General features: G+C 50.1%; 30 protein-coding genes and 1 pseudogene. 18 read left to right on the plus strand and 13 right to left on the minus strand.

Translation table 11 applies throughout. From position 1 onward, the window contains the following. The first annotated feature begins 293 nt into the window (after nt 1-293). The 7 genes from FC99_RS13785 to FC99_RS04395 all read left to right on the plus strand — a co-directional run bounded on the left by FC99_RS13785 (nt 294) and on the right by FC99_RS04395 (nt 4759). The gene (locus tag FC99_RS13785) at nt 294-446 is read left to right on the plus strand and encodes a hypothetical protein (RefSeq protein WP_156166908.1); all 153 of its coding nucleotides are present in this window, start codon (nt 294-296) and stop codon (nt 444-446) included. A gap of 247 nt (nt 447-693) precedes the next feature. Beyond that, nucleotides 694-1347, plus strand: coding sequence for an NAD(P)H-binding protein (locus FC99_RS04370; protein WP_048733502.1), 654 nt, complete (start codon nt 694-696; stop codon nt 1345-1347). Between the two features lie 20 nt (nt 1348-1367). After that, the gene (locus tag FC99_RS04375) at nt 1368-1808 is read left to right on the plus strand and encodes a MerR family transcriptional regulator (RefSeq protein ID WP_048733500.1); all 441 of its coding nucleotides are present in this window, start codon (nt 1368-1370) and stop codon (nt 1806-1808) included. Between the two features lie 518 nt (nt 1809-2326). After that, complete coding sequence (locus tag FC99_RS04380; protein WP_048733498.1) at nt 2327-2605, plus strand: hypothetical protein; 279 nt, start codon at nt 2327-2329, stop codon at nt 2603-2605. Beyond that, nucleotides 2599-2955: a type II toxin-antitoxin system PemK/MazF family toxin gene (locus FC99_RS04385; protein WP_048733496.1), complete on the plus strand. Its 357-nt coding sequence runs from the start codon at nt 2599-2601 to the stop codon at nt 2953-2955. The genes FC99_RS04380 and FC99_RS04385 overlap by 7 nt, the downstream gene beginning before the upstream one ends. A 217-nt stretch (nt 2956-3172) precedes the next feature. Then, a complete protein-coding gene (locus FC99_RS04390; RefSeq protein WP_048733494.1) occupies nt 3173-3649 on the plus strand; it encodes a flavodoxin family protein in 477 nt (158 codons plus the stop codon). Between the two features lie 66 nt (nt 3650-3715). Continuing rightward, a complete protein-coding gene (locus FC99_RS04395) occupies nt 3716-4759 on the plus strand; it encodes a zinc-dependent alcohol dehydrogenase family protein (RefSeq protein WP_048733492.1) in 1044 nt (347 codons plus the stop codon). Between the two features lie 161 nt (nt 4760-4920). Here FC99_RS04395 and FC99_RS04400 read toward each other — a convergent pair whose 3' ends face one another. Both FC99_RS04400 and FC99_RS13925 read right to left on the minus strand, forming a co-directional pair. Further along, a complete protein-coding gene (locus FC99_RS04400) occupies nt 4921-6195 on the minus strand; it encodes a UvrD-helicase domain-containing protein (RefSeq protein ID WP_048733490.1) in 1275 nt (424 codons plus the stop codon). Further along, the gene (locus FC99_RS13925) at nt 6182-6718 is read right to left on the minus strand and encodes a hypothetical protein (RefSeq protein WP_048733487.1); all 537 of its coding nucleotides are present in this window, start codon (nt 6716-6718) and stop codon (nt 6182-6184) included. Before FC99_RS13925 ends, FC99_RS04400 begins: the two co-directional genes overlap by 14 nt. Before the next feature lie 413 nt (nt 6719-7131). Here FC99_RS13925 and FC99_RS04410 point away from each other — a divergent pair. After that, nucleotides 7132-7605, plus strand: a pseudogene (locus tag FC99_RS04410) (Crp/Fnr family transcriptional regulator); the annotation flags it as partial. A gap of 73 nt (nt 7606-7678) precedes the next feature. Next, nucleotides 7679-7993 (plus strand): type II toxin-antitoxin system RelB/DinJ family antitoxin, encoded by a 315-nt coding sequence (locus FC99_RS04415; RefSeq protein ID WP_048733484.1) that lies wholly within the window; start codon nt 7679-7681, stop codon nt 7991-7993. An 85-nt stretch (nt 7994-8078) separates the two neighbouring features. Here FC99_RS04415 and FC99_RS04420 read toward each other — a convergent pair whose 3' ends face one another. After that, complete coding sequence (locus FC99_RS04420; RefSeq protein ID WP_048733483.1) at nt 8079-8330, minus strand: type II toxin-antitoxin system Phd/YefM family antitoxin; 252 nt, start codon at nt 8328-8330, stop codon at nt 8079-8081. A 164-nt stretch (nt 8331-8494) separates the two neighbouring features. Here FC99_RS04420 and FC99_RS04425 point away from each other — a divergent pair, with 164 nt between their 5' ends. The 3 genes from FC99_RS04425 to FC99_RS04435 all read left to right on the plus strand — a co-directional run bounded on the left by FC99_RS04425 (nt 8495) and on the right by FC99_RS04435 (nt 10898). Further along, nucleotides 8495-9835 carry an MFS transporter gene (locus FC99_RS04425; protein WP_048733479.1) on the plus strand — a complete coding sequence of 447 codons (1341 nt, stop codon included), beginning with the start codon at nt 8495-8497 and terminating at the stop codon, nt 9833-9835. 83 nt (nt 9836-9918) lie between these two features. Beyond that, complete coding sequence (locus FC99_RS04430) at nt 9919-10527, plus strand: NAD(P)H-binding protein (protein WP_268872111.1); 609 nt, start codon at nt 9919-9921, stop codon at nt 10525-10527. Then, nucleotides 10524-10898 (plus strand): nuclear transport factor 2 family protein, encoded by a 375-nt coding sequence (locus FC99_RS04435; protein ID WP_048733475.1) that lies wholly within the window; start codon nt 10524-10526, stop codon nt 10896-10898. Before FC99_RS04430 ends, FC99_RS04435 begins: the two co-directional genes overlap by 4 nt. Nucleotides 10899-10963: 65 nt before the next feature. Here the strand turns inward: FC99_RS04435 and FC99_RS04440 are convergent, their stop codons facing one another. The 4 genes from FC99_RS04440 to FC99_RS04455 all read right to left on the minus strand — a co-directional run bounded on the left by FC99_RS04440 (nt 10964) and on the right by FC99_RS04455 (nt 14397). After that, complete coding sequence (locus FC99_RS04440; RefSeq protein WP_048733473.1) at nt 10964-11728, minus strand: hypothetical protein; 765 nt, start codon at nt 11726-11728, stop codon at nt 10964-10966. Between the two features lie 252 nt (nt 11729-11980). Further along, nucleotides 11981-12376, minus strand: coding sequence for a type II toxin-antitoxin system death-on-curing family toxin (locus FC99_RS04445; RefSeq protein ID WP_048733472.1), 396 nt, complete (start codon nt 12374-12376; stop codon nt 11981-11983). Continuing rightward, a complete protein-coding gene (locus tag FC99_RS04450) occupies nt 12376-12627 on the minus strand; it encodes an AbrB/MazE/SpoVT family DNA-binding domain-containing protein (protein WP_048733470.1) in 252 nt (83 codons plus the stop codon). The genes FC99_RS04445 and FC99_RS04450 overlap by 1 nt, the downstream gene beginning before the upstream one ends. Before the next feature lie 114 nt (nt 12628-12741). Beyond that, a complete protein-coding gene (locus FC99_RS04455) occupies nt 12742-14397 on the minus strand; it encodes a malolactic enzyme (RefSeq protein WP_048733468.1) in 1656 nt (551 codons plus the stop codon). Nucleotides 14398-14532: 135 nt separating this feature from the next. Here FC99_RS04455 and FC99_RS04460 point away from each other — a divergent pair, with 135 nt between their 5' ends. After that, complete coding sequence (locus tag FC99_RS04460) at nt 14533-15417, plus strand: LysR family transcriptional regulator (RefSeq protein WP_048733467.1); 885 nt, start codon at nt 14533-14535, stop codon at nt 15415-15417. Nucleotides 15418-15576: 159 nt separating this feature from the next. Further along, a complete protein-coding gene (locus FC99_RS04465; RefSeq protein WP_048733465.1) occupies nt 15577-16764 on the plus strand; it encodes an ATP-binding protein in 1188 nt (395 codons plus the stop codon). A 97-nt stretch (nt 16765-16861) separates the two neighbouring features. Here FC99_RS04465 and abc-f read toward each other — a convergent pair whose 3' ends face one another. After that, nucleotides 16862-18352 carry a ribosomal protection-like ABC-F family protein gene (gene abc-f / locus FC99_RS04470; protein ID WP_056986476.1) on the minus strand — a complete coding sequence of 497 codons (1491 nt, stop codon included), beginning with the start codon at nt 18350-18352 and terminating at the stop codon, nt 16862-16864. A gap of 385 nt (nt 18353-18737) precedes the next feature. On the opposite strand from abc-f, the gene FC99_RS04475 reads away from it, so the two are divergent. Both FC99_RS04475 and FC99_RS14350 read left to right on the plus strand, forming a co-directional pair. Then, a complete protein-coding gene (locus FC99_RS04475) occupies nt 18738-19355 on the plus strand; it encodes a LysE/ArgO family amino acid transporter (protein ID WP_048733460.1) in 618 nt (205 codons plus the stop codon). Nucleotides 19356-19475: 120 nt separating this feature from the next. Next, on the plus strand, nt 19476-19610 hold the full coding sequence (locus FC99_RS14350; protein ID WP_268872110.1) for a hypothetical protein: 135 nt from the start codon (nt 19476-19478) through the stop codon (nt 19608-19610). Between the two features lie 45 nt (nt 19611-19655). On the opposite strand, the gene FC99_RS04480 is transcribed toward FC99_RS14350, so the two are convergent. Continuing rightward, the gene (locus FC99_RS04480) at nt 19656-19919 is read right to left on the minus strand and encodes a hypothetical protein (RefSeq protein WP_048733458.1); all 264 of its coding nucleotides are present in this window, start codon (nt 19917-19919) and stop codon (nt 19656-19658) included. A 244-nt stretch (nt 19920-20163) separates the two neighbouring features. On the opposite strand from FC99_RS04480, the gene FC99_RS04485 reads away from it, so the two are divergent. Then, nucleotides 20164-20760, plus strand: coding sequence for a sugar O-acetyltransferase (locus tag FC99_RS04485; protein WP_048733455.1), 597 nt, complete (start codon nt 20164-20166; stop codon nt 20758-20760). A 186-nt stretch (nt 20761-20946) separates the two neighbouring features. On the opposite strand, the gene FC99_RS04490 is transcribed toward FC99_RS04485, so the two are convergent. Both FC99_RS04490 and FC99_RS04495 read right to left on the minus strand, forming a co-directional pair. Continuing rightward, nucleotides 20947-21276 (minus strand): hypothetical protein, encoded by a 330-nt coding sequence (locus FC99_RS04490; protein ID WP_048733453.1) that lies wholly within the window; start codon nt 21274-21276, stop codon nt 20947-20949. A 40-nt stretch (nt 21277-21316) separates the two neighbouring features. Further along, on the minus strand, nt 21317-21892 hold the full coding sequence (locus FC99_RS04495; RefSeq protein WP_048733450.1) for a cadmium resistance transporter: 576 nt from the start codon (nt 21890-21892) through the stop codon (nt 21317-21319). A gap of 181 nt (nt 21893-22073) precedes the next feature. Between FC99_RS04495 and FC99_RS13990 the strand changes: the two genes are divergently transcribed. Further along, nucleotides 22074-22226, plus strand: a complete 153-nt coding sequence (locus FC99_RS13990) for a hypothetical protein (protein WP_164480526.1) — start codon at nt 22074-22076, stop codon at nt 22224-22226. Nucleotides 22227-22456: 230 nt separating this feature from the next. Here FC99_RS13990 and FC99_RS04500 read toward each other — a convergent pair whose 3' ends face one another. Both FC99_RS04500 and FC99_RS04505 read right to left on the minus strand, forming a co-directional pair. After that, nucleotides 22457-22978 carry a GtrA family protein gene (locus FC99_RS04500; RefSeq protein ID WP_048733447.1) on the minus strand — a complete coding sequence of 174 codons (522 nt, stop codon included), beginning with the start codon at nt 22976-22978 and terminating at the stop codon, nt 22457-22459. 162 nt (nt 22979-23140) lie between these two features. Further along, on the minus strand, nt 23141-24781 hold the full coding sequence (locus FC99_RS04505) for a peptide ABC transporter substrate-binding protein (protein WP_048733444.1): 1641 nt from the start codon (nt 24779-24781) through the stop codon (nt 23141-23143). Nucleotides 24782-24884: the final 103 nt, after the last annotated feature.

Consider the following 24884-nt stretch of genomic DNA (forward strand, 5'->3'; position numbering starts at 1 on the left):
AAGCCGAGAGGTCGGCAGATATGGGCTCAGGCGCGTCGTTCTACTTGGTCGGCGTTTCTTGCCGGCTTAGTAGAAAACCAAGCTTGTAGACTCGGCTTTTTCGAGGCTTCAAGTTGTGTTCGCACCGATCCAGCCCATATCTGCCGGCCGATAAGGCGAAGGGCCCACCATGTTGCCTAGTTTTAGTCTCACTATTGTTGCTAGAGCAGGCATGGCTGGTATTTTGGAACTTTCAACCTTTAGGTCAAACTTAAAAGGTCATAGGATAGCCTACTGATGGTAGTAGGATTCCTATGATCTTTTTACGGAATAACCAATTCCAGCGGCACCAACTGACCGGGTTGCTGGTTCCCGCTATGCAGAATCAGTTGGACATGAAGCAGATTGAAGATTTTAAAGCGACCATCTTGCGCGAGTTCCAGGCGATAGTCGCATTGATTGCATAAGAATTTTTACGAGCCAAATTAGCTAGCCGGGTAAAGGCCGCAGAACACTGATTTTAGGTGTGCCTGCGGCCTTTACATCGTTCTGTCAAAAAAATTTAACTTTCTCCTTGCCTTGAAGTACACATGAAGGTTTAATCTAGGGTCATTCAAGCGATTGGAGGATCCCTCCGACACTAGTAAAAGTGAACTTAGAACAGACCGCCAGCGGCTTTAAACGCTGGTGGCTTCAGACAAAGGAGTCTTAATAATGAGTAAAAAAGTTATGATTTTAGCCGCAAATGGTCAAATTGCGCGGCTCGTTGAACACCGTATCCTCACCGAAGCAGCATTCGCAGATATTGACCTGACACTATTTTTACGTAACGCCAGTCGTCTCAACAATCTGCAGGACAATCCGCGCGTGACGCTGGTTGATGGCGACATCACTGACGAGGCCGCCGTGACCGCTGCTATGGTAGGCCAAGATCTGGTCTTTGTGGCGATGGTCGACCACGACCGGCAGAATCGGTTAACCAAGAATGTCATCAGTGCCATGCAGGCCAACCACGTTGATCGCGTGCTATTTGCCAATGTTCTTGGCCTTTATGATGAAGTCGGCGGTGAATTTGGTCGCTGGAACTTAGAAATGATCGGTGCCGGGATGGCCCCAGCGCGGGAATCCGACAAACTTTTCGCCAACTCCGGGCTGGACTACACCACGTTGCGGTTACCTTGGTTGAACGACCGCGACATCAGTTACACCGTCACGACCAAGGACCAACCGTACAACGGCGTTTCGGGTTCACGGGCTAGCGTGGCCGATGTCGTCTTGAAGATGATTGCGGACCCGGCGCGCTATAGTCGTGATAGTATTGGGATGGCAGACCCCGCAACCGAGGGGCAGAATCGACCGGTTTACTAAACTTAAGTAGCTGAAGGCAAATGAACATTAAAGAAGCCAGCGAAAAGACAGGCGTCTCTTCCGCCGCGATTCGCTACTACGAAAAGGAGTCCCTCATTCCCGCCATTGACCGGACCCCGGTGGGCAATCGCGATATCGATGACCGCATTATTCGGCGGATTCGCTTCGTGACCCAGATGCGATCAGCGGGGATGAGCATCGAAAATCTGCGGCGGTACATTGAACTATTCGACGCCCAAGAGGACAACACCAAGGAACAAAAGGCCTTACTGAAGGAACAGCTAGCCGTAATGGAAGAGAAGCGCGATGACTTGCAGGCGGCAATCGACCACCTGAACTACAAGCTCAACCACTTCTACGACCACATGGAAAGCACTGAAGCCGAACTACGGGCATTGGAAAAGGAACACGCGGAAAAGGTCGATCATCAGGAGAAAGCGCCTGACGATGGGTTCTATTAGATATCGGATTGCTTAATGGAAATAGAAAATGAGAGTGGGACGAAAGGCGGTTAGTCAATGAGCATTAACGTCGATAGACGAATAATCCCGGTTTTGGATTGTTTGTCTATCGGGGTTAAGCGGAGTTGACTGCCTTTTGGCGCACGTTTCAGCAATATACGTTCGGAGCGCACAACGGGTCTGGGACTTTTGTCCCAGACCCGTTTGACGTAATAAAGATTATTTTCTTGTGACAACATGATAGGCATAGCTGGCAACCTTAATGAACAGAATAGCAAATATACTGAATACGAACCAACTTGGTAGCGCTGACCGATACAAGTCGACGAAGAATGCGATGACCATCAATAGCAGTATAGGTAACAGCTTGATTCCTCGAGTCATGATTTTCCTCCCCGTTTGACTTTACATTTTTTAATTAAATTTTCAAAGTCTGGTAAAAGCTTTAGAAGGGGTTGTCCTTGTAGTTATAATGTCTTCAGTATATACTAAGATATACGAAAGGAAGTGCTGTAAAAATGATGGAAAAGAATTCTAATGAACGTATAATTGGCGAATATGAAACGCGAAGAATTGGTCACTCCATAGTTTTGACAGTGCCTAAAAAGGCTGGCATCGACGAAAAGGAAAAATATCTTTTAATAAAGAAGAATGATGGTTCCCTAGAATATCGACCGGTACAAACAAACCCTTGGCTTAGTGGTACTTATGATGATATTGATTTTAAAAAGATTAATAAAGAGCTCGGAAACATCGATAACGGATCGCCAGTTGGCAAGGAGAACGTGGAATGGTGAACCTAAAGCAAGGGGATATCATCTTTATTGATGCGGAGCCACATGCAGGGCGTGAGGAAGGTGGCCATGATCCGCAACGGGGGAATATTCGACGGCCACTAGTAGTTTTATCAAATGATGCTTATAATGCGAAGACTAAAATGATTGTAGGGATGCCAATTACATCTAAAATGATTAACGATCGACGAATATTTTTGCCAATTGCTGATCAAGTTAGTGGTGTCAAAGGGTCCGTTATTACGTATATGATTCCTAATTATGATTATGTAGCTAGGCATGCAGAAGTTGTTGGTAAGATTAAGCCTAGTGTATTAGGCGAATTACTTAGACGCGCACAGAGTATCTTTTAAATCGCACGTTTTAATTAGACTGGAGAACCGGGGTATACAGCTGTGACGGTTGTGTGCCCAGTTTTTTTAACGAAGATTTCCCAAAATACCGTTACGAATTTCCTCTAAATTTCGTTAGTAAAGAGACCCCTCAAAAAAATTCTCAAGAATCCCTTGCCTTCAACTAACTGTAACCCTGTATGCTAGAGGCAACAACTACAGTAAAGGGGATCTTCAGATGCCAACAAAAGTTTTGATCGTTGATTATTCGTGGTCCGGAACCACGGCGAAAATGGCGACGGCGCTACAACGGGTGACTGGTGCGACGCGGATCACGTTGACCGTGCCGGCGGGAACCTTTCCGAATGACATGTACGCGACCGCAGATGTGGCGAGTCAGCAACTCGCCAGTGGTGATTTACCGAAATTGACCAACGCGTTGCCGGATCTCACGCAGGTTGATACGATTCTGGTTGGCGGCCCCGTGTGGTCGGCTCAGGTCGCCACGCCCGTTCGGAGTTTCTTGCAGCAATTGGCCAGCTTTACCGGCACAGTGGCCCCGTTTTACACGGATGCCGGAACGCCCGGAAGCTACGAGGATGATTTTGCCAGCCTGATTCCACAAGCAAGTGTCGTGGCCGGAATTGGCATGACTGCCGGCGATTTATCCACGGCCGACCAACAGCTGACGACTTGGTGGGCTAATTTCAAATAACCCTTGCCTTAAAGTGGACTTCAAGGGGTACACTGACCGTATCAATCAAAATTGGAGGATGAATTTATGAAAACAGCAGTCTTCGTTGAACCGGGCAAAGTGGAAGCCCAAGAGTTATCGAAACCCAGCGTCAAGAACCCAACCGACGCCGTTCTGAAAATCGTGCGTGCCTGTGTCTGTGGGTCCGATCTCTGGTGGTATCGCGGCATCAACGACCGACAAAAGAATACGCCAGTCGGCCACGAAGCAATCGGAATCGTCGAAAGTGTTGGTCATGATGTGACTAACGTTAAACCCGGCGACTTTGTCATCGCGCCCTTTACCCATGGGTGTGGCCACTGTGCGGCTTGTTTAGCTGGCTTCGATGGCAACTGTGAAAATGCGCGGACTGACGACGAAATTGTGGGCTATCAAGGTGAATACTTACGGTTTAAGAATGCAGATTGGGCCTTGGTGAAGGTGCCAGGCCAACCCAGCGACTACTCGGACGCCCAACTGAACGACCTATTGACGTTAGCCGATGTCATGGCGACCGGCTACCACGCTGCTGCGACCGCCGAAGTCAAGGAAGGCGACACGGTCGTGGTCATGGGTGATGGTGCTGTGGGGCTGTGTGGTGTGATTGCCGCCAAACTGCGGGGGGCTAAGCGAATCATCGCGATGAGTCGTCACGCCGACCGGCAAGCCTTGGCCACCGAATTTGGTGCAACTGATATCGTTGCCGAACGGGGCGATGACGCGGTTAAACGTGTGCTGGAGCTGACCGATGGTGCCGGGGCCGACGCCGTGCTCGAATGTGTCGGGACGGAACAGTCCGTGGATACGGCCGTTAAAGTTGGTCGCGCGGGCGCCGTCGTTGGCCGGGTTGGTGTGCCGCAAAAGGCCGAGATGAATACCAACAACCTGTTCTGGAAGAACATTGGCCTGCGGGGCGGAATTGCTTCCGTGACGACCTACGACCGCGCCGTGTTATTGGACGCTGTCTTGAAGGGTGAGATTCACCCGGGGAAGGTGTTTACCAAGCGGTTTGACCTCGACCACGTGGCAGAAGCCTACGCTGCGATGGATAAGCGTGAGGCGATTAAGTCGTTGTTGGTTATTAGTGAGTAAATAAGTGTTAAGCTCGGACGGTGATGACCTGGCCGAGCTTTTTTGAAATTGGTCATCAATGGTAAGCGACTGAAGGTTAGCTCTGAATAGCGATTAGCAAAATTTTTTGTATAATAATCCCCCACGTTATTGGCGACGTGGGGGATTTAATTTCAAGTAAACTAGGCTAACAGAGCTAATCCCTTAGTTCCTCGCGAAGCCGCTACATAACGTCGGTTATCGCCAAACTGGGCGTCCTGATAAAAGTCGGCATGCCAATCGATGACCACGGCAAAGTCGAATTCCAAACCTTTTGCCACGGTCAGGGGAAGTACGTTGATTCCGGGCTGAACGGTTTGTGTGCCGTCACTCGTAATGAGCTGGGCATCCGCCAACTGGTCGGCGAGTTTGGCCGCAGCCTCTTGAGAAGTGGTGAGAACGCCAATACTCTGGCCGGTCGTTGCGGGGAGTGTCGCGAGAACCCGTTTCAAGTCAGCGTTTTCCAGAACGCGTGGGGCTGTCCCCGCCGCCTGAACCGCTTGAATGGTCGTTTGCCAATCACCAGCGAATTGGGCGAAGAAGCGCGTGATCTCGCCGGTTGCCCGGTAGCTGGTGGTGAGGCGGAGGACGGTTGTCTTGGCGGGGTCAAAGTAATCGGGGATGGTAACGGCTTGACCCGTCAGTCGCTGGCGGTGGTCCCCCACGATGGTGAGCTCGGCGTTGTGGTAGAGGGCGGTCAAAAATAGCCAGATATCCGCGGCGTAGTCCTGAGCCTCATCCACGAAGAGGGCCGCGGTAGCCGTTTGCTGGTAGGCTGTGAACCGAATCAGCAGGTACAGCTGGTCGTAGGGGGTTAAGTCGGCTAATCCCAATTGTTGGGCCAATGTTGGCCAGTCGAGCCACTGACTGACATCTTCCGGCAGCCGGTCGACGGCTTGGAGCCAGCGCCAGGCCCGCTGCATCCGTGTCAGTAGGGCATCGTGCGCGTTGGATTGGTCGTAGGCCGCCGCGGTGAGCCCAGCCGGCGTTTCGGTTAGGGGCGCTTGAAGAATTTTTGCCAAATTAGCGAGGTGATTGCCGCGGGTGGTTAGAATGGTCAAGCCAAACCGCTGTCCCCAAGAACGGACTAATTTGAGATAGGTCGTGCTCAGTGGTTCGGCCTCGCCCAGTGCCGGCAATACGCCACGAATGTAGCGACTGAAGGCTACGTTGGGCGTTAGGATCAAGATGTCGGCTGGTGTCCAACTGTCGCGATGGCGGTAGAGTTGGTAGGCGACTCGCTGAAGGAGCACGGATGTCTTGCCGCTTCCCGCCACCCCGTCGACGATGACCGTGGGTTGGCTATTTTCGCGGATGATGGCGTTTTGTTCCTGTTGAATGGTGGCCGTGATCTCCTGCAGGCCGCCGCTACGATTGCTGGCGAGAACGTCAAGTAGGAGGGGGTCACCAATGGCCACGTCGGTATCGATAATCTGTTGCAGGTCGGCATGGTCGATAATAAATTGTTGCCGGGCGACGACGGTGACGGGGATGGTGCTGATAGCTGGTGGCCCCGGTCCGGTTGGCGTAGTACGCGTCAGCCACGGGAGCCCGCCAGTCGTAGATCAGGTCGTTGGTATTTTCATCGGTGTAGCCGACCTTGCCAAGGTAGAGGGATTCGGCGTCACCGTCACCAAAGTCGAGTTGGAGTTTGGCGAAGTAAGCTTGTGGTAGCAGCAACTGGGCGTGGGCCAGTCGCGTCACAGCGGTATCGTGGCGGGCATTTAAAGTGTCGATCTGTCGGTTATTAGCTTCGATACTGGCGAAGCTATCCAGCTGATCACTGAAGGTGCCTAGGTCGAGATGCCCTTCGCTGTTCAACTGTTGTTTCATATCCCGGGCCGTTTGACTGAGTGCAGCCAACTGAGCCGTGAGCCGGTCAATATCACCGGTCAAGCGCTGGTAGATCACCTGCAAATGGTGTGCCTCTGTTTCTGACATCCAATCACCTCCGAGCCCCTAGTTTACGCGCTTTAGTGGGAATGACTAGTCTGTTTTTGATGGGGTGGGCATGGTATAATAGATATGGAAAAGAGTGAGAGTGTGACCAAAGGCGGTTAGTCGGCGAGCATTAAGGCTGGCAACCGAATAATCCCGGTTTTGGATTGTTTGGTTGCCAGGTTTAAGCGGAACCGACTGCCTTTGGTCACACGTTTCGGCCATATAAACTTAACCACACAAAATAATTATTAATAACAAAAGACACACATTAACTTTAGTCAGTTAACGCGTGCCTTTTAATTATTAAATCCTAAAATCACGCAAAATTTGTTGCCGTTTCACCAGCGACTTCTTCTCAACCTGCGCAACGTTATGCAAAATTACAGGACTTATTCGTTGCGAAAAAGGTTCCCGTTGGCACGACGCTACTGGCGGAAGGCGACGTGGCGACCGAAATTTTTATCGTCACGCAGGGGGCCTTGCGACTCTGGCACAACAGTGATGGCAAGGATATCACCCTACAATTTTTCTTTGAAAACCAACTTGTTTCTTCCTTTGAAAGCTTCTATCTAGGCCAGCCAAGTGGGTTCTCGATTGAGAGTTTTGAGGACACGCAGGTATTGCTGTTGAGTAAGGCCGCCTTTGATCAGATTCAGCGAAAATATCCCGCGATTCAGCCCGCCATCACACGGTTTGTTTGTGAGCGGTTCATTGCCTATCGCAATATTTTTTTCGACCAGCTCCAGTATTCCCCGGTTGAGCGCTACCAGCAATTGGCGGCCGACGACCCGGAAATTTTGACACGCGTGCCGCTACATCTGGTGGCATCTTACTTGGGGATGACGCCGGTGTCGCTGAGCCGGATTCGGACGCGATTGAAAAAATAACAATTTTTGTGAGTCGTTGTTGGCAGCCAAATACCAGTCGTCAGGTATAGTGAGGCTAAGAGAAGGCGATTGGATGGGCACAACACTAACAACGATTCGATTAGATGATGACCTCCGTGGGGAATTGGATAAGCGACTCGCGGTTGCTGGAATCAGCTTTAATGAGTACATGACGATGGCCGCAGAACAATTGGTTGTTCAAAATAGAATTCCATTTGCTATCTTGGCACCGGATAGAGAGACCCCCAACGACAGGACTAGACGCGCTATGGTTTTGGCTGAAGCTAGGGACTTAGGTTTGATTTCAGATGAGGAACCAGCATTTACCGATGTTGATGAGATGATGGTCTACTTAGATAATGGGGGGCTCGGGAGAAGGCTGATTTAGAATAGTCATCGAAAAAATGTGATGATATGAAAAGACGTTGATTAGGTTTACCTTGATAGCCAAGGCGAATCAAATCAACGTCTTTTCAATTCAGTTCGTGTTCCTTGAATTCACCCCGAGAAAATTGTTTCTCACCACGCCTAATCTTATTCATTAGATAGGTATTTGCAGAGATTTCTGCAGTTGCGACTAGTGAATCATATTCGGTGACAGACAGGACGACCACATTATTCTTGCCATCTTTAGTCGTGACAGTGAGTGGTTCGCCATCTTTATGAATTGTTTTTAGATAGGATTTCAAATTCTGACGAAAAGTGGCACTACTTATAGCCCGCATGCGCGCGCCTCCCTTACATGGAGAACTCTACAAGACCTGGTAACCAGATACAACGCAAACGTCTTATAAATTTTTAAATACATTTTTTTCAATTTCCCCTTGCCTTGAAGTCCAGATGAAGGTCTAAACTCCTAATCATTCACTTAAAGACGAGGAGAAAAAATATGGCAAAGCAAAAACGATTCGACTGGATTTTACTAGTCATCTTAATGAGTTACTTCATGATTCTCTTGGACAACTCGATCATCTTCACGGGGACGGTCAAGATTGCCCAGGACTTAAATTTAAATCAGGCAACATTGTCTTGGGTCAGTAGCGCGTACTCACTGACCTTCGGCGGGTTCCTCTTATTGGGTGGTCGCGCCGGAGACCTGTTTGGTCGGCGGCGGGTGTTTCAACTGGGCCTGATCATCTTCGGAATTGGGTCGCTGTTGGTCGGTTTGGCCGTCAACGCGCCCATGATCATTGCATCGCGGGCCTTTCAAGGGATCGGTTCGGCCATTCTCGCGCCCACCACGTTGGCCATCCTGATGGACACGTATGAAGGCGCCGAACGTACCAAGGCTATTGCGTACTACGGGGCCATGGCCGGGATTGGCGCCAGCGTCAGTCTCGTCATTGGCGGTATCTTCGCCAGCCTGTTGACGTGGCGGGTTGGCTTCTTCATGAACGTGCCAATCAGTATTTGGATGTTCTATTTAGCCGTTAAGCATTTAAGTAAGGATACTGGTCAGTCCGGTAAATTAGATTGGGTGGGGACCTTTAGCTCCTTAATTGGGATGAGTGCACTGGTCTACAGCATCATTGGTGACTGGGCACAACTACCGGCCTTCCTCTTGGCAGTGGTCTTCCTTGCCATCTTCATTTTCCAGGAACACCGCAGTCACCAACCCATCATGCCCCTGCGGTTATTCACCGACCGCGAGCGTATCGGGGCCTATGTGGGCCGCTTTCTCTACCTGGGTGCGATGATGGGGTTCTGGTTCATCACGCCTCAACTGATGCAGAATCAGCTTGGGTTTAGCGCCCTGATGGCTGGTGTGGCCTTCTTCCCGCTGACCGTCGTGAACTTTATCATTGCCTTGCAGGTTGCTCGGTTGACTGCCAAATGGGGTAACGGTGGCTTGCTGGTCACCGGGATCGCGCTGACGGCAGCGGGGATGCTCTGGTTGAGCTTCTTTACGCCCGCCACCGGCTATTGGTGGGGAATCGCCGCACCCATGGTCATCATTGGTGTCGGCCAAGGCTTCTCATTAAGTCCCTTTACGGCGGCCAGGGTTGCCCACACGCAGGGTGCCGACGCCGGGGCTGCTTCAGGGGTCGTCAACGTCATGCATCAGCTGGGCGGTTCGGTCGGTCTGTCGATTTTGGTCACCACGCAAGACCTGTTTAAGGGACAGGTCATTGGGTTCCAACACGCCATTTTGGTTGGCGCGAGCCTGCTGTTCCTGGCTTTGGTCGCGGCTATTTTCCTGATTGTGCCAGGCGAACGGCAAAAAGATTAACTTAATTTGACAATAACACTTGCCTTGAAGTAACTGCAAGGCGCTACACTGAGGTTATTCAAAAAACGAACTGGAGGAAATTAATCATGACAAATATCTTAATCATTGGTGCAACGGGTTCTGTGGGGAGCGTCACCCGGAAGTATTTCTTAGACAACACGGACGACCAACTGACCCTGATGGCCCGCAGCACGGCGCGCTTAGGCAACTTAAACGCTGAACGCGAACGCGCTATTACCGGCAGTGTGACCGACGCTGCAACGTTGAAGACGGCATTGGCCGGTCAAGATGTGGTCTTTGCGGCCTTGAGCGGTAATTTGGCTGGCATGGCTAAGACGTTGGTCGCAGCCATGGACGATGCTGACGTTAAGCGGCTATTGTTCATTGCATCCATGGGCATCTACAATGAAATTCCAGCCAGTCTGGGCGCCAGTGGTAACTTGCAAAGTAATCCGATGTTGCGCGGTTACCGGGCAGCGGCGGATGTTATCGAAGCCTCTGATTTGAACTATACGGTCATCCGGCCCGGCTGGTTCGACAGTGGTGACGATACTGATTACGAGGTCACCAAGAAGGGCGAACCGTTTGGCGGTCAAGATGTTTCACGGAAGAGTATTGCCGACTTGGTGATGCGGTTAGCGCACGATGAAACGTTGGGGTCACGCGATAGTTTGGGGATTAATCGAAAATGAAAATGACGATAAACGATGAAATTTTAAAATTGTATCGCGACTATAATGATGCGATGGCGGCCGACGATACGGTGGCACTGGACCGTTTGCTGGCACCGGACTTTACGTTGACCCACATGACGGGGTACGTTCAGCCGCGCGCGGAGTGGTTACGGGAGTTGCGGTTGGGGACGATGCACTACTTCTCCTCAATCGAGGACCACGTCGAAATGACGGCCACGGCCGCTGGTTGGCGCGTGGTGGGGCAGAATCGCGTGACCGCCAGCATTCACGGGAGCGGCAAGTATGCCTGGCCACTGAACACGGTCATGGTCGTTGAGCAAGTTGACGGTCGTTGGCAGATTATGAGTGCCGTGGTGACGACGTATTAAAAAGCAGGTGATCCTTTGTTGATGGAAAGGGGCACCTGCTTTTTGTGTGAATTGGAAACTAGGACTTAGTTATTTATAAGGACCTCATTTTGATCAGCCCAATTATATTCTAGGCGATTGTCACTGAGGTTAATCCAAATTTTAGAACTGTTTGGAAATTTGAGAGCGGTATAGTTGTTGTTAGGCCACATATAATTTTTAGAACCATCAGCATTAAATATAATCACTTTTTGTTTATTAGCAGGTACTTGAACTGATAAAAGTTTGTGTGGAGCTAGTTTAAGGGCATACTTATTAATCCAACCGGAACCCCGTTTACTTGTAACATAGTAGTACTCCGGCTTGGTCCCATAGCCATATTTTAGTACAGCTCTACGTTTCGTTGTCCAGATGGTATGAGGAGATTTTGAAATGTTCAATATTTTCTTTCCATCTCCAGGTTTAGTGGTTAGCCATGGGCTTGAACTCTTAGTGTTTACCCAGGGCAGGGTAGGCATCCTTCCAGTAATTTCTACAACCTTATCATTTTCTCGGTCCCATCGATTAGATAGTGTTAGATAGTAGTTGTATTTTCCAGATTCAAAATAATTTGAGGATAATTCCCAGCCCCCCTCTTTATTAATATATTTAGCTTGATTAAGCCAAGAACCGCTTTTTAACGTGAATGACTTTAAGAATAAATCGTGGTGAATGGAGTCACCTCTTCTAAATTTGTACACGGTAATATTTTCGTAGGTGTGATATCTCATTTTAGCTTCTGTAGATTCTGTCGGTATTAGTGTAAAAGAAATCAAAGCAATAGATGTTGTAAGCAGTAGTTTTTTATTCATAATTTCCCCCTAATTCAAATTAGAGTATAGGATGTAGAGGGGAATAGCAACAAAAAAGCTAGGTAGAAGTTTTTGCTTAGCATTTATTAATAGAATAGACAGATTTTGGTGTGATATTTATCAAGTTAGAGATAGGTTAGGACATAATGGCCTTTAAGGATGGTCGCTGAACAAGGGTGACGACGTATTAAAAAGCAGGTGATCCTTTCCTTGTAGGAGGGGATCACCTGTTTTTTTGGCAGTTATTTAGGATTATTGTTCCAAAACCAAATGAGCCTTAATGGTGTGGTAAATGCTATTGTAATCCAACTTACGGTCCTCTAGTTGTGCGACATCCAGAGCGAAGGCTGCTAATTCAGTATCGGTAAAGGTAATCCAATAACCGTTTAGATCAGCCATAGTCCAGAGTGCGGCAATCGCAGTCCGTTTATTTCCATCAGCAAAAGGATGTAGATTGATAATTTTGATGAAGACGATTCCCAGTTTACTCTCCAGGTTCGGATACGCCTCGGTTTGAAAAAAAGCCTGTTGGGGAAGCTGCTCGATGGATGATAGGCCAGCTGCGTTACGAATCGTCGTTGTTTGATGGGCAGACAATAGCACGCTAGAGTTCAAAGCAATCAGTTCTTCAGCAGATAAGTAGCGCATTATTCGTCACTCTTTCGCAGGATTTCCAGTGCGCCGCGATATTCTTTAAGGCCCTTTTCCATACTAGCCATGAATGCGGGATCAAGACTTGATTTTTTGGTAACGGAAAAGCCATTGGATGTTGGTTGAATCTCAACTTCGGATCCGCTGGTAAGGTTTAATTGCTTTGCCACTTCAGCAGGAATTGTGATACCAATAGAACTGCCAACGTTAATAACCTTCCGCGAAATGAATTGCTTTTTTTCTTGCATTTAACTCGCCTCACTAATTGATGTTTCCAATATTATAATATTAGAATGCTTCGTTGGCTAATTTCCCGCTCAAAAAAAGCGTCACCGCATCAGCAGCAACGCTCAAATCAAAATTTAATTCAGCACCAGACTAGCCGGTAAGTCGCGGTAAACTGGCGTCCATTTCATGTCGGCAACGGCTTGCTTGGCATCAGCAATTGGTTCCTTGTTTAACCGTTGATCGACGACGCTTTGCGCGACGATTTCGGCTAATTTCTGGGAGAAGGTAGTCAGCTGCGAAACGGGGGGCAGAACGGCGGCGCCCGGTTGAGTCGTGTCGACGATACCGCCCAGCGCGTGGCAGGCAGCGGACAGCGTTTCGCCGTTCAAGACCTTGGCCTTGGCAGCAATCAGGCCGAAGCCCAAGCCGGGGTACATCAGGGCGTTGTTGCCCTGGCCAATGTGGTAGGTCGTCCCCTGATAGTCGACGTCGGCAGCCGGAATCCCGGTGGCAATCAGTGCCTTACCGTCGGTCCATTTGATCAGGTCCGCGGCGGTCGCTTCGGCCAGCTTGGTCGGGTTCGACAGGGGGAAAATGATCGGTCGGTCGGTGTGGGCAGCCATGTCCCTGACGATATCTTCGGTGAAGGTGCCAGGCTGCGTGGAGGTCCCAATCAGCACGGTCGGGTGAACGGTCTTAACCACGGCGGCCAAGGTCGTCAGGTCATCGGCGTTGGAGAATTCACTGCGATCGCGGGTGAAATCCTTCTGCGCGGCGGTCAAGTCGGGGGTGTCGTTGAATAACAATCCCTGCTTGTCGACGGCGTAGAAGTGTTTGCGGGCTTCGTCTTCGGTCAGACCAGCGCGTTTGAGTTCATCTAAAATTTGGTTGGCGATTCCCATGCCAGCGGTCCCGGCACCAAACGTCACGAACTTTTGGTCCTTGATGCTTTCCTTGGAAATGTTGAGGGCGCCCAGGATGCCGGCCAAAACGACCATCCCGGTGCCCTGAATATCATCGTTAAACGTGGCGATTTGATCCTTGTACTTGTCGAGAATGACCTGGGCGTTGGAGCGCCCGAAGTCTTCCCAGTGCAGGAGTGATTCAGGAAACAGCTTCTGTTCTGCGGTTACAAATTGGTCGATGACATCGTAGTAGCGGTCACCGGTGAGGCGTTGGTGATGATTGCCCAAGTAGAGGGAATCGTCCAGGAGGGCTTGATTGTTGGTGCCGGCATCAATGCTGACGGGGAGCACCTGGGCGGGGTCGATGCCGGCTGCGGCGGTGTAGACCATCAATTTTCCAACGGCAATATCGACACCGTTGACGCCCCAGTCACCCATGCCCAGGATACCCTCAGCGTCGGTCACCACGACCAGCCGAATGTCGCGGCCGTCAGCGGCGTTTTTCAGGGACGCTTCGATGTTGTCGGGATCGTCGACGGAAATGAAGGCGGCGTTTTGCGGGTCGGTGAAGAGGTGGCTGTACTGTTCGATGGAATCGGCCACCGTGGGGTCGTACACGATCGGCATAAATTCGACCACGTGCGCGGCCATCAACCGGAAGAAGAGCGTCCGGTTTTCGTTGAAGAGCGTCATTAAGAAGAGCCGCTTTTCAAGTTGCGTGGGCTTGCTTTGAAATTGCTCGTAAGCCTGCGTGGCCTGTTCGTCCAACGTTTGGACGTGGCTGGGCAGGGTGCCCACAAGGCCTAGGGCTTCACGTTCGGCCGTGGTGAAGGCCGTACCCTTGTTTAAAAATGGATTATTTAAGATGGAATTAGCTGATGTCAAATTGAATTCCTCCGCTCGTTTAATTGCTTTACAGGGAATACTATAGCTGGCGAAATATGTTATAGTCAAATGTGACAGCGACTATCAATATAATTTATATCATCGTGACAATCGCTGGATTGAGAGGGATTAAACGTGAACATCAATGACCTAGACTATTTCAATCAATTAATTAAGCAAAAAAACTTTTCGAAAGTGGCGGCGGCCTTCAATGTGACCCAGCCGACGATTACGATGGCCATCAAGCGGCTGGAACGAGAATTCAACACGACCCTCTTTCTCCGCGACCGCGTCCATAACGAGCTGATTGTCACGCCGAGCGGGGAACAACTGGCTGTGCACGTGCAGACCATTTTATCCGAATTACAGGTGGCCCATCAGGAACTGAACCATCTGGCTGACCAGCACATGGTCTTGGGGTTGCCACCAATCATTGAAAATTACTACTTTCCCAAGGTTGCCGCCGAGCTTCAGCGACAGGAAATTTTGGAGAATATCCAGACATTGGCGGGTGGCTCGGTCTGGCTACGCAATGCGTTACGCGATGGGCAGGCGGACGTGGCGTTACTGGGATCCACGGAACCGTTAGCTTACCGGACGCTGGTCGCCGAGGAGTTTGACCGCCAACCATTTAACATCTTCGTCTCGGCTCGCCATCCGTTGGCCACCCGCAAGCGGGTCTACTTCAGCGAGCTCAAACGGGAGAAGTTTGTACTATTTAATAGTAGTTTTGTCCATAACACAGCGTTTAATAAGTTGACGCGCCGCAACCATTTCCGGCCAGATGTGGTCTTTCGCGCGACCGACACGCATGTCATCATGAACCTGGTTGCGGAGAATGTTGGTGTGACCTTCTTGACGGGCATCGTGGACCAGCACCGTGACGACGTGGTCCGACTGGAGCTGTTAGACGACGAACAACCGGCGTTCATTTCGAGCATCGTGACCCGGACATCGCACGTCCTGACGCCGATGCAGCAGCGGGTGATTCAGGTGCTGCGGGCAACGTTGGAAGAGTAAGACTACGTTGTCCAGGCTTAAGTTCGATAACTTGAAATTTTATCAAGTATACTTGATAAAATACTTAAATTCATAATTTCTTCAAGTATACTTGAAGAAACTCGTTGATTTATCTTTTTCTTCAAGTATACTTGAAGAAAAGGATTTGAGGTGACTAGCATGGTCGTTCGCCAGCTTTATTTGGATCGGTTGAAAAAATATCAGGATACGGAATTCGTCAAGGTCATCACGGGTGTCCGCCGGTCTGGGAAGACCTTTGTTTTGCGGATGTTTCGCGATTTTCTAAAAGAGAGTGGCATCGTGGCTGAACAGATTATTTTCATCAACTTTGAATCGATGAAGTATCAGGCTTTATTGACGAAAGAAACCCTGTACCAGTACGTGACGGACCGCATTGTTCCGCACAAAAAGATGTATTTATTTTTTGATGAGGTCCAACGAGTGTCCGGTTGGGAAGACGCCATCAATAGTTTTCGGGTTGATTTTGACGCGGATATCTACGTGTCGGGGTCCAATGCGTCCCTACTTTCTGGTGAGTTAGCGACCTTATTGACGGGGCGGATGGTTGAAATTCCAATTTATCCCTTATCCTTCAAGGAGTTTCTGCAGTTTACGCAGAATACTAAGCCCTTGGAGCTGGCTTTCAACGATTACGTCACAGAGGGTGGTTTTCCAGCGGTCGCGCTAGTTACCGATGCTGAGGTCAAACGTAGTGTGCTTGATGGCATCTATAGTTCAATTCTGCTTCGTGATGTGAATGAACGTGCGGAAATTAGGAATGATGGGCTGTTGACGCGGGTTGCAACGTATATGTTAAGTGAGATTGGCAATCCAATTTCTGGTAACAAGATTGCTGGCGTTTTGAAAGATGAAGGTTGGAAGATTAATCCGACCTCTACGTTGCGCTACATGAATTTACTCTGTGATGCGTTTATTTTTTATCCTGCCAAACGGTATGATTTGCGGGGTAAGAATTACTTGCGCTCAACGGCTAAGTACTACGCAGTTGATACGGGGTTGCGTAACGTCACGCTGAATCGTAATTATCATGATAATTTTGGCCATCAGATTGAGAATATTGTCTACTTAGAATTGTTACGGCGCGGTTACCGCGTTGATGTGGGCAAGTATGATGATCAGGAAATCGATTTTGTTGCGAAACGGGGGAGTGAGGTCGCCTATTACCAAGTGACAATTCAGTTGCCGACTAAGGATAATCGAGAAATTGGCAATCTTCAGGCATTGGCCGACAATTACCCCAAGACGCTGATTACGGCCAATCGGATGGACGTGGGCGAAGTGGACGGCATTCCAATTGTTCACATCGTAGATTGGTTGTTGGCGTAAGGTAGTGTGAGCTGGCCGCGGATGTTCTGGACGTATTTTAAAAGCCCAACCAATAATAGGAAGCGAATTCCTAGTTGGTTGGGCTTTTTGTTTAGAATTATGGCCGCAATTCAATCACCTTAGTCGCCACATCGTCAATAAATTGCTGGTCATGTTCGACGACCAGCAGCGTTGGCTGGGCCTGTTGAATCAGTGTCGTCAGTTGTTCTTGATTGAAAACGTCCAGGTAGTTGAGCGGCTCATCCCAGATGAACAGGTTCGCCGGGGTCGCGAGTGACTGCGCAAGTTCGACCTTTTTTTGCTGGCCCATGCTCATTTGCTCGATGGGGGTGGCGAAAACGTCACGTGGTAAGCCGAGCTTCTTGAGGTTATTTAGGAGCGCGTTGCGGTCGAGATGGTGAGCGTTGGCGAATGCCGTCAGCGACCCACGGTTATCCGGCGACAGTTGCCGTGAAATACTTAACGACAACTGGGGCTTCAGGTCGGCTGACCCGGTGTGTTCGCCGGTAAAGGTGCCGCGCAGGTAGTGAATTAAGGAAGACTTGCCGCAGCCGTTGGGGCCGATGATGGCGACCCGGTCTCCCTGTTCGAGGTCAAACGATACCGGCTGGAAGAGCTGGCGGTCGCCGTACCATAGGGAGAAGTCGGCCACGTGTAGCAGCGGCTGATAGTGGGTCGGTACCGGCGTCATGGCAAGCGGCGCCACGTGTTCGATGTTTTGCCGTAAGCCCTCGGTCTCCTTAAGCTTGCGGTCTCGCCGCCGTTCGACATTTTTCGCACGTTTCATCATTTTGGCGGGCAGCGTGCTACTTCCGGCGGCCCGCCAACCGCTATCCTTCTCGTGAGGGTTACCGTGCTGATAGTTCTCGGTAGCCTGCGCCCAGTGCGTAATATCCACGGCGACATTCTTGAGGCGGTCCGCTTCCTTCTTCAATTTGGCGTCCTTCTCTTCCTCAAAGGCGTCACGCCGCTTCTTTTGGTCCTCGTAAACGGCGAAGTTACCGTGATATAAAATGACTTGTTTCCGCTCGATGGCCAGTGTGTGGTCGGTCACCTGGTTGAGAAAGTGCCGGTCATGGCTGACGACGATGAAGCCATGTCGCTTACTCTTGAGGTAGGTGGCAACGCGGCGCCGGCTCGGCAGATCCAGGTGATTTGTGGGTTCGTCAATGAGCGGGTAGGCTTGGTCGTCGGCAAATAAAATAGCGAGGAGCGCCTTGGTCTGTTCGCCGCCGGACAGGGTGTCGAAGGGCTGCATCAGGCGTTCGGGGTTCAAGTCCAGTTGGCGCAATTCCCGTTCCAACTGCCAGTCGGCAACGGGTGAAATGGCCTGGAGAACGGCCGCGGCGGTCTGACTAGGATCGGTGACGGTCGCCGGAAAGTAGACGTATTTCTGATTGCCGGTAATCGTTCCCTGATAGGGCAGGTTTCCCAGTAAGAGGTTGAAAAGGGTAGTCTTGCCGCGACCATTGCGGCCGACCAATCCAAGTTTCCAGTGTGATTCGAGATCTAAATCGACGTGGTCAAAGAGTAAGCTGACGTTCGTGTCGAAGCCGAAGGTCAGTTGGTGTAATCGAATTTTTGGCATATTGTGGGACTCCCATTCTTGGTTGGCTCAGGTTCTGCAGTAATGGGGTGTTTGTTGATTGAATCTTCACGTTGATCGCATTCTTTCTAGTTTTAGTGGGAGCCGATTTTCTTGGTGTTATTTAATAAATGGACTTTCAATGGTGTTAGATTAGCTCCTTAAAGGGTATTCTAGATTAAAATTTGATTAAAATCAATAAAATCCACTATTTTGCGATATTAAGATACTAATCAGATGAAGCAAGTTGACAGTTAATTATCAGAAAAATTTGCACGAGGTGCCGCGGAAGGGTTTTGTTTTCATGAAATGTTTGTTATGCTAGCAGGATATATTTTTTGAAAACTCAGGCAACATTCGGAGTAGGCTTGAGGGAAAGTGAGTTGTCATGTCAGCAATGTATTTACGGGGGCTGCTATTGAGCTTGGCCCTGGTATCCTCAATCGGGATGCAAAACCTGTTTGTCTTTAACAACGCCATCAACCAACCCTTGAAGCGTGCTTGGCCGGTCACCATCATGGTTTGGTTCGCCGATACGGCGTTAACATTGGCGGCGTTCTTTGGAATGGGGGCCATCATTAGCTCCCACGAAATGTTTAAGTTGGTCATCATGTTCTTGGGTGGTCTACTGGTGATTTGGATTGGGTTTGGCATCTTGCGGTCCGCCGCGAGCTTCAAGTTGGAGAGTTCCAACACGCCACTGCCGATGAAAAAGTCGCTGGTCAATGCCTGGGTCGTGACCTGGGCAAATCCGCAAGCCATTATCGACACGAGCCTGATGTTCGGGGCGATGCGCGGATCGTTGGCCGATAGTGAAGTGACGCCATTTATCACCGGGGTCGTGTCCGCCACGGCCATCTGGTTCTTCGGCATCACGCTGATTTTAGGCTTGCTGAAGGAACGACTCCCACAGAAATTCCTGATGTGGGTCAACATTGTGTCCGGGGGTATCGTGATGGTTTATGGATGCTACCTGCTGTACCAAGCGCTGATGATGGTGATTTAATTTAGACGGATTGGGTCGGTCTGAAAGTGGGGCCGGCCTTTTTTGCTGGTGTGAGAGCTAACCGTTGTCTTTGAGAAGGTGGCATGGTAAGGTAACGGCAACATGAGAGGATGAACGGTAATGCCAATGAAAGCGGTGGATGATTTCATTGCGGAAATGTGTCAGGATCCAGAATTCAAGAAAAGATTTGATGAGGGTGTGGCTGAACTTGAACGTGAAGTTGCGGCTATGAAAACACGAGAAAACAATAAGTAAAAATAGTGTGACCGTGTCCCAATTAGTGGAGCCGGTCACACTATTTTAGTCTGGGGAGTTATGTCGATGCCGATAAATCAGCCAGCCGTCAAAAACAACATTACTAATGATCAGTAGGACAATCGTGCCAATCCGAACTGGAAGGTACAGCGCTAAAATAATAATTGAGTAGACCAAAAAAGCAATGCTGTTTAGGGCGATACTATTGAAAAATCGTTGATGCAGGTCAAAGTAGCGCGTAATCCTTGGTGCTAATGCAATAAGCACGAGAAAACAAAGTAGCCAAAGCCCGTTCTGCCAGGTCGTCATGATCTATTCTCCTCAAGAATCTTTTCTCCTATTATCAGGGAAATTGGTGCCAGAAACAACGCTTTTGCCGGTATAGATTAAATTGATAGGCAACTATAATCGCAGGCCAATGGGTTTGATGAATATGGTTATAAAAGGCAGTGGCTAGACACAGTTACTTTCCGCCACCAAAGCTATGACTCCCAACGTTGAAACCGGTTTCTCAAATGTTATGATAGACATATAACCTAAAGGAGCTGACGTGATGAATTTAGCAGAAAAATACGCCTACATGGCAACCGGTAAGCCTTACGACGACCTCGACCCCATACTGATTGACCGGCGAAATCGCGCGACGGAGCTGACGAACGCGTTGAACGCAGCGCCCAAAGCGGAGCAGCGTGCCCAGCTCTTTCAAGAGTTGATTGGTAGCGCTGGTAATGACCCCGATGTGAATCCCAATTTCCGTTGTGAGTTCGGCGATAACATCCATGTTGGTGACCACTTCTACGCGAATTACGATTGTGTCATGCTAGACGGTGCGCCGATTACGATTGGCGACAACGTTTTGTTTGGGCCCAAGGTGGGGCTGTACACCAGTAATCATCTGTTCGACGCCACGGAGCGCAAACTTGGCGGTTGTATCGCCAAGCCCATCACCGTTGGCAATCGTTGCTGGTTGGCGGCTAATGTCACTGTGCTTCCTGGCGTGACGATTGGCGATGACACCATTATCGGTGCCGGCAGTGTTGTCACCCACGACATCCCAGCCAACGTGATTGCGGCGGGGAACCCGTGTCAGGTTCTACGGCCGATTACGGCGGCGGACAAGACCGGATTTGTCGGCAATGACTTTGTCTAAATGATGTGGCAACTAAAAACAGGCCTGGGACAAAACTCCAGGCCTGTTGTGTGTCTAAGTTTATATTGACGAAACGTGCGCCAAAAGGCAGTCAACTCCGCTTAACCCCGATAGCCAAACAATCCAAAACCGGGATTATTCGCCTATCGACGTTAATGCTCATTGACTAACCGCCTCGGCACACTCTCACTTTTTGATAATCAGAATTTGTCGTTCCTGAGCATTTTGGAAGATCCGCTGCCGGGCCGTATCGTTGGCCGCCGTGGTGTTCAAGACGAAGTCCAGATTCAGCTCGTTGATGAAGTAGCGCAGATCCTGAATGCCCATGACTTGGGCCGCCGAACCGTATGCTGGGCCGGTAATGATACCCATGGACGTGCCATTGGCGAGCGCCAAGTGCATGACGCTCGCGTCACCGGAGACGCGTTGAATGTCCGCCAGTTTAAGCGTGATGACCTGTTGGACGTAGGAACGAATCTGTTTGCCCGCCAGTGTCACGGTTTTTGTATCTGTCATAAAGGCCTCCTTGAATGTTTCACATGGAACATTTTAAAAATTAATGCCATAGAATCAGCGTGCCAATCGTGATAAAGAGAACGGGGGAGAGCCACGCCCCGAAGCGTGCGAAGAAGTGGCTGGCCGCGTGCGACCGGGCTAAGCGATTGCTGATCAGCAGCCAGATACCGACCATGACCATGAAGACCACGAGGGCACCGCCAAACTCCTCGGTGGTGAGGTGGGTGAAATACGGAATATAAATGCTGAGATTGTCCCCGCCATTACCAATGGTCAGTGACCACACCAGCGGCAGGCTGACGGCCTTCGTGAGTAGTGGTGGCAGCGCATTTGCTTGGCGGTTCTTCAACCAATTTCGCAGGCCGACCGCTCCTAGCGTCAGGGGAACCAGTCCCAGCCAGCGCGTCAAATGAGCTACGTTGTAGAGCAGGACGCCGCGGCTGACTAGCCACGCCACGATAATCAATGTGAGGATTCCCAAGTACTGGCCAAAGATAATCCCCCGCCGTTGTCGCGCATTGCTCGCGCCCAGCCAGAGCAGTAGGAGCACGACCAAATCGTCGGTATCCGTGACGAAGAAGACGCCAATGGCAGTTAGAATGAACGGTAATGACATGGTGCTTTCCCCTCCGATGGTACTATGTTAGCTTCTATTCTACACGTTAACGGGACCGCTGCCTAAGCCTTTTTAGGGTAAACGGCAGGTATCACGGTCACCTGCACCTGATTTGGCCAGACAAACGGTGTACCCTGGAACTAGTTCAACGGATAAGCTACTTCTTAAGGAGGACATTTCAATGGCAAACGATAATAACAGGATTGAACGAGATCCGCATAAGGCTGGTGGTCCCGTGGTGAAGTCAGGCCCAACTAATGGGAACGTGCGGACGCAAAAAAGCGACGGCCAATGGCGGAAGAAGCGCAGTGACGCTGGGAAGTCCCGGTCATAAGCTGGTTAGTTGGAATTAATGCGATTAAAAAACACCAACGCTGGGTTCCTCATTTTTTTGGGGGGATGGCGTTGGTGATTTTTTGTTTTTAATTTTTACATGGTGGAAACGTGTGACCAAGGGCAGCCGGTTCCGCTTAACCCCATTAAGCCACGACCCCCAAAACCGGGGTCATACCTTAATGACGTTAATGCTCGCCAGCTAACCGCCCTTGGTCGCACTCTTTTTCTTTAATCCGCAGGTGCCGGTTGGTTCTTGAACACTAACTTCTTAGATAGGAAGAAGTTCAGAACCAAAGCAATCGCGTGGCCGACGACCTTAGTGATGGTGCCGTTCAGGTTCATCCAGGAAATTCCTAGGAACAAGATGACGGTTTCCAACAAGAAGGTGGCGACCCGGGTCATGTAGAACGTGCCCATTTCCTTGACGGGCTTGTCGGACTTGTGCTTGAACACGAAGGTCCGGTCGAGCCAGAAGGAGCATTGAACACTGATGATCCAGTCGATGAAGTTGGCTAATTGATAGCCGATACCCATGGTGTGGTAGAACAGATAGAACAAGGTAATGTTGATGACCACCGAGATGGCCCCGAACAACAGGTAACGAGAGATTTGACCTTGAACCTTATCTTCGACTTGTTCCTTGGCCGCTTCAAGTTTGGCCTCGTATTCGTGTTCCGTTTCGGTTAACTCAGCTTCGTATTCTTCTTGCGATGTTGGGTAGTGATCGTGACGTAAGGGTTGACTTTCCATAAATTTCGGAACCTTTCTGTGACGTTTCACCTAGCTGGGTGTAACCGCTATTGAAACACCACACGGCTCACCTGAGTTATGAAAACGTATAATTAATGTGCTAACTTAATTATACCGTTTTTGCTCGTCACTGCAACGCCTCGCCCTTCCAAATTTCACTTACTAATTGGCAACGTGAGCTAACCGGTAATCGGCGCTCCCATTGAATTTGTTATAAACGACCCCTTTGACCTTGGGGTTGACCAACGTGCTGGTTCGGCCTTGATAGAGTGGGGTGACGGCTTGGTCCTTGGCCGCAGCCTTGGCGGCGGTCAATAAGTCTTGGTAGCGGGCCGTCTTGTTGAGGGCGTTCTTGCCTTCAGCCGCGGTCAACGCGTGATCGTAAGTCTTACTATCGTAGTGGCCCATGTTGGAGTTGTTGGTCGATTCCAGAATCTGTAGTGATTGAATTGGGTCGGCGTAGTCCATGCTCCAGCTGGTCAGGTTGAGCTGGAAGTTGCCTTGCGACACGTTGCTCAACATTGATGGGAATGGCAGGGCCCGAACTTTCACGGTCAGCCCGAGCGTGTTGCTCAGCGCGCCCTGGATATATTCGGCGAGTTGCTGGCTGGTGTCATCGTTGGCACAGGTCAGGGTGACGGTCAATTTATTCTGATGAAGTTGCTTCAACGCCTTTTGGTACAGGGTCTTGGCTTGGGCAGGTTGGTAATCGGCGGTGCCGGTCACGTTGGCGTCCTTGGTGAAGTCGGCGCCGGTCTTAGGGTTCTTCAACATATTGTTGATGGCAAATGTTTTTGCTGGTGTTGAGCCGTTCTTCAAGACCTTGTCAGCCAACTGTTGCCGGTTGATGGCCAGTGAGATGGCGAGCCGCAAGTTCTGGTTGGCGGCTACGGCGTTCTTTTCATTGTATTGAATGAAGCCGATGCGACCGGAAGAGAGGGACTTCAGGTCGGGATTATTCTTGTTTTGCGTGGTTTGTTCGCCGTTTAGCGTGATGGCATCGAGCTTTTTGGACTGGTAGAGGTTGTAAGACGTGGTTGGCGACTTGATGACCTGATACTTGATGCTGGAAAGCTTGACGGACTGTTTGTCCACGTAGGTTGGGTTTTTCTCCAACTTCCAGCTATCACTGGTCCCGTTCCAGTTCTTCATGACGAATGGCCCGTTGTAAACGGTGGTGGTAGCAGACGTGCCGTATTTCTTACCGTACTTGGTGACGGCGTTCTGGTTGAGCGGGTAGTAAGTGGTGCTGGCCATCATCTGCTTGAAGTAGGAAGCGGGTTGGCTCAGCGTGATCTTCAATTGGTACTTGCCAACGGCCTTGACCCCCAGCGTGGATGGCGCCTTTTTCCCGGCAGCGATGGCACTGGCGTTCTTAATGTTGGCAAATTGGTAGGTGAACTCCGACTTGGATTGCGGGTTCAACGTCCGCTCCCAGGAGTAAACGAAGTCTTGGGCGGTCACGGTATCGCCGTTGCTCCATTTGGCATCGTGCTTGAGGTTAATGGTGTAAAGGTGCCCGTGATTGCTGATAGTCGTCTTGGTGGCCAGAGCGTTTTCGGCCTGACTGTCAGCGTTCAGCCGGTAAAGCCCTTCGCCGACCTGACTCAAAGCGTTGCTGGAGACACCGTCAGTGATCCGCGCGACATCCAGACTGGAGATGTTCGCCGTTTCGTACAGATTCAGGTCCTGTGAAGCGGCCTTCTTAGTGGTTTTAGATTGGGCGTTGATTGCAAAGATCCCGCCGATTAGAATGATCCCGGCACTGATGAAGAGTGCTTTCTTGTGTTCTCTTAAGCTCATGATGTATTCCTCCAGAAATTTTAGTTTGATTGGTTAGAAATAACATTGGCAAATTTTATAATCAAGTTAGCCACTTAGAATTTAGACCAAAATAAATACACCA

It is taken from the genome of Levilactobacillus koreensis JCM 16448, assembly GCF_001435525.1.
Classification (GTDB): Bacteria; Bacillota; Bacilli; order Lactobacillales; family Lactobacillaceae; genus Levilactobacillus; species Levilactobacillus koreensis.

Coding starts and splice junctions, on each gene's coding strand:
- FC99_RS13785 (WP_156166908.1), top strand. CDS start 294: ATGATCTTTTTACGGAATAACCAATTCCAGCGGCACCAACTGACCGGG.
- FC99_RS04370 (WP_048733502.1), top strand. CDS start 694: ATGAGTAAAAAAGTTATGATTTTAGCCGCAAATGGTCAAATTGCGCGG.
- FC99_RS04375 (WP_048733500.1), top strand. CDS start 1,368: ATGAACATTAAAGAAGCCAGCGAAAAGACAGGCGTCTCTTCCGCCGCG.
- FC99_RS04380 (WP_048733498.1), top strand. CDS start 2,327: ATGATGGAAAAGAATTCTAATGAACGTATAATTGGCGAATATGAAACG.
- FC99_RS04385 (WP_048733496.1), top strand. CDS start 2,599: ATGGTGAACCTAAAGCAAGGGGATATCATCTTTATTGATGCGGAGCCA.
- FC99_RS04390 (WP_048733494.1), top strand. CDS start 3,173: ATGCCAACAAAAGTTTTGATCGTTGATTATTCGTGGTCCGGAACCACG.
- FC99_RS04395 (WP_048733492.1), top strand. CDS start 3,716: ATGAAAACAGCAGTCTTCGTTGAACCGGGCAAAGTGGAAGCCCAAGAG.
- FC99_RS13925 (WP_048733487.1), bottom strand. CDS start 6,718: ATGTCAGAAACAGAGGCACACCATTTGCAGGTGATCTACCAGCGCTTG.
- FC99_RS04415 (WP_048733484.1), top strand. CDS start 7,679: ATGGGCACAACACTAACAACGATTCGATTAGATGATGACCTCCGTGGG.
- FC99_RS04420 (WP_048733483.1), bottom strand. CDS start 8,330: ATGCGGGCTATAAGTAGTGCCACTTTTCGTCAGAATTTGAAATCCTAT.
- FC99_RS04425 (WP_048733479.1), top strand. CDS start 8,495: ATGGCAAAGCAAAAACGATTCGACTGGATTTTACTAGTCATCTTAATG.
- FC99_RS04435 (WP_048733475.1), top strand. CDS start 10,524: ATGAAAATGACGATAAACGATGAAATTTTAAAATTGTATCGCGACTAT.
- FC99_RS04440 (WP_048733473.1), bottom strand. CDS start 11,728: ATGAATAAAAAACTACTGCTTACAACATCTATTGCTTTGATTTCTTTT.
- FC99_RS04445 (WP_048733472.1), bottom strand. CDS start 12,376: ATGCGCTACTTATCTGCTGAAGAACTGATTGCTTTGAACTCTAGCGTG.
- FC99_RS04450 (WP_048733470.1), bottom strand. CDS start 12,627: ATGCAAGAAAAAAAGCAATTCATTTCGCGGAAGGTTATTAACGTTGGC.
- FC99_RS04465 (WP_048733465.1), top strand. CDS start 15,577: ATGGTCGTTCGCCAGCTTTATTTGGATCGGTTGAAAAAATATCAGGAT.
- abc-f (WP_056986476.1), bottom strand. CDS start 18,352: ATGCCAAAAATTCGATTACACCAACTGACCTTCGGCTTCGACACGAAC.
- FC99_RS04475 (WP_048733460.1), top strand. CDS start 18,738: ATGTCAGCAATGTATTTACGGGGGCTGCTATTGAGCTTGGCCCTGGTA.
- FC99_RS14350 (WP_268872110.1), top strand. CDS start 19,476: ATGCCAATGAAAGCGGTGGATGATTTCATTGCGGAAATGTGTCAGGAT.
- FC99_RS04480 (WP_048733458.1), bottom strand. CDS start 19,919: ATGACGACCTGGCAGAACGGGCTTTGGCTACTTTGTTTTCTCGTGCTT.
- FC99_RS04485 (WP_048733455.1), top strand. CDS start 20,164: ATGAATTTAGCAGAAAAATACGCCTACATGGCAACCGGTAAGCCTTAC.
- FC99_RS04490 (WP_048733453.1), bottom strand. CDS start 21,276: ATGACAGATACAAAAACCGTGACACTGGCGGGCAAACAGATTCGTTCC.
- FC99_RS04495 (WP_048733450.1), bottom strand. CDS start 21,892: ATGTCATTACCGTTCATTCTAACTGCCATTGGCGTCTTCTTCGTCACG.
- FC99_RS13990 (WP_164480526.1), top strand. CDS start 22,074: ATGGCAAACGATAATAACAGGATTGAACGAGATCCGCATAAGGCTGGT.
- FC99_RS04500 (WP_048733447.1), bottom strand. CDS start 22,978: ATGGAAAGTCAACCCTTACGTCACGATCACTACCCAACATCGCAAGAA.
- FC99_RS04505 (WP_048733444.1), bottom strand. CDS start 24,781: ATGAGCTTAAGAGAACACAAGAAAGCACTCTTCATCAGTGCCGGGATC.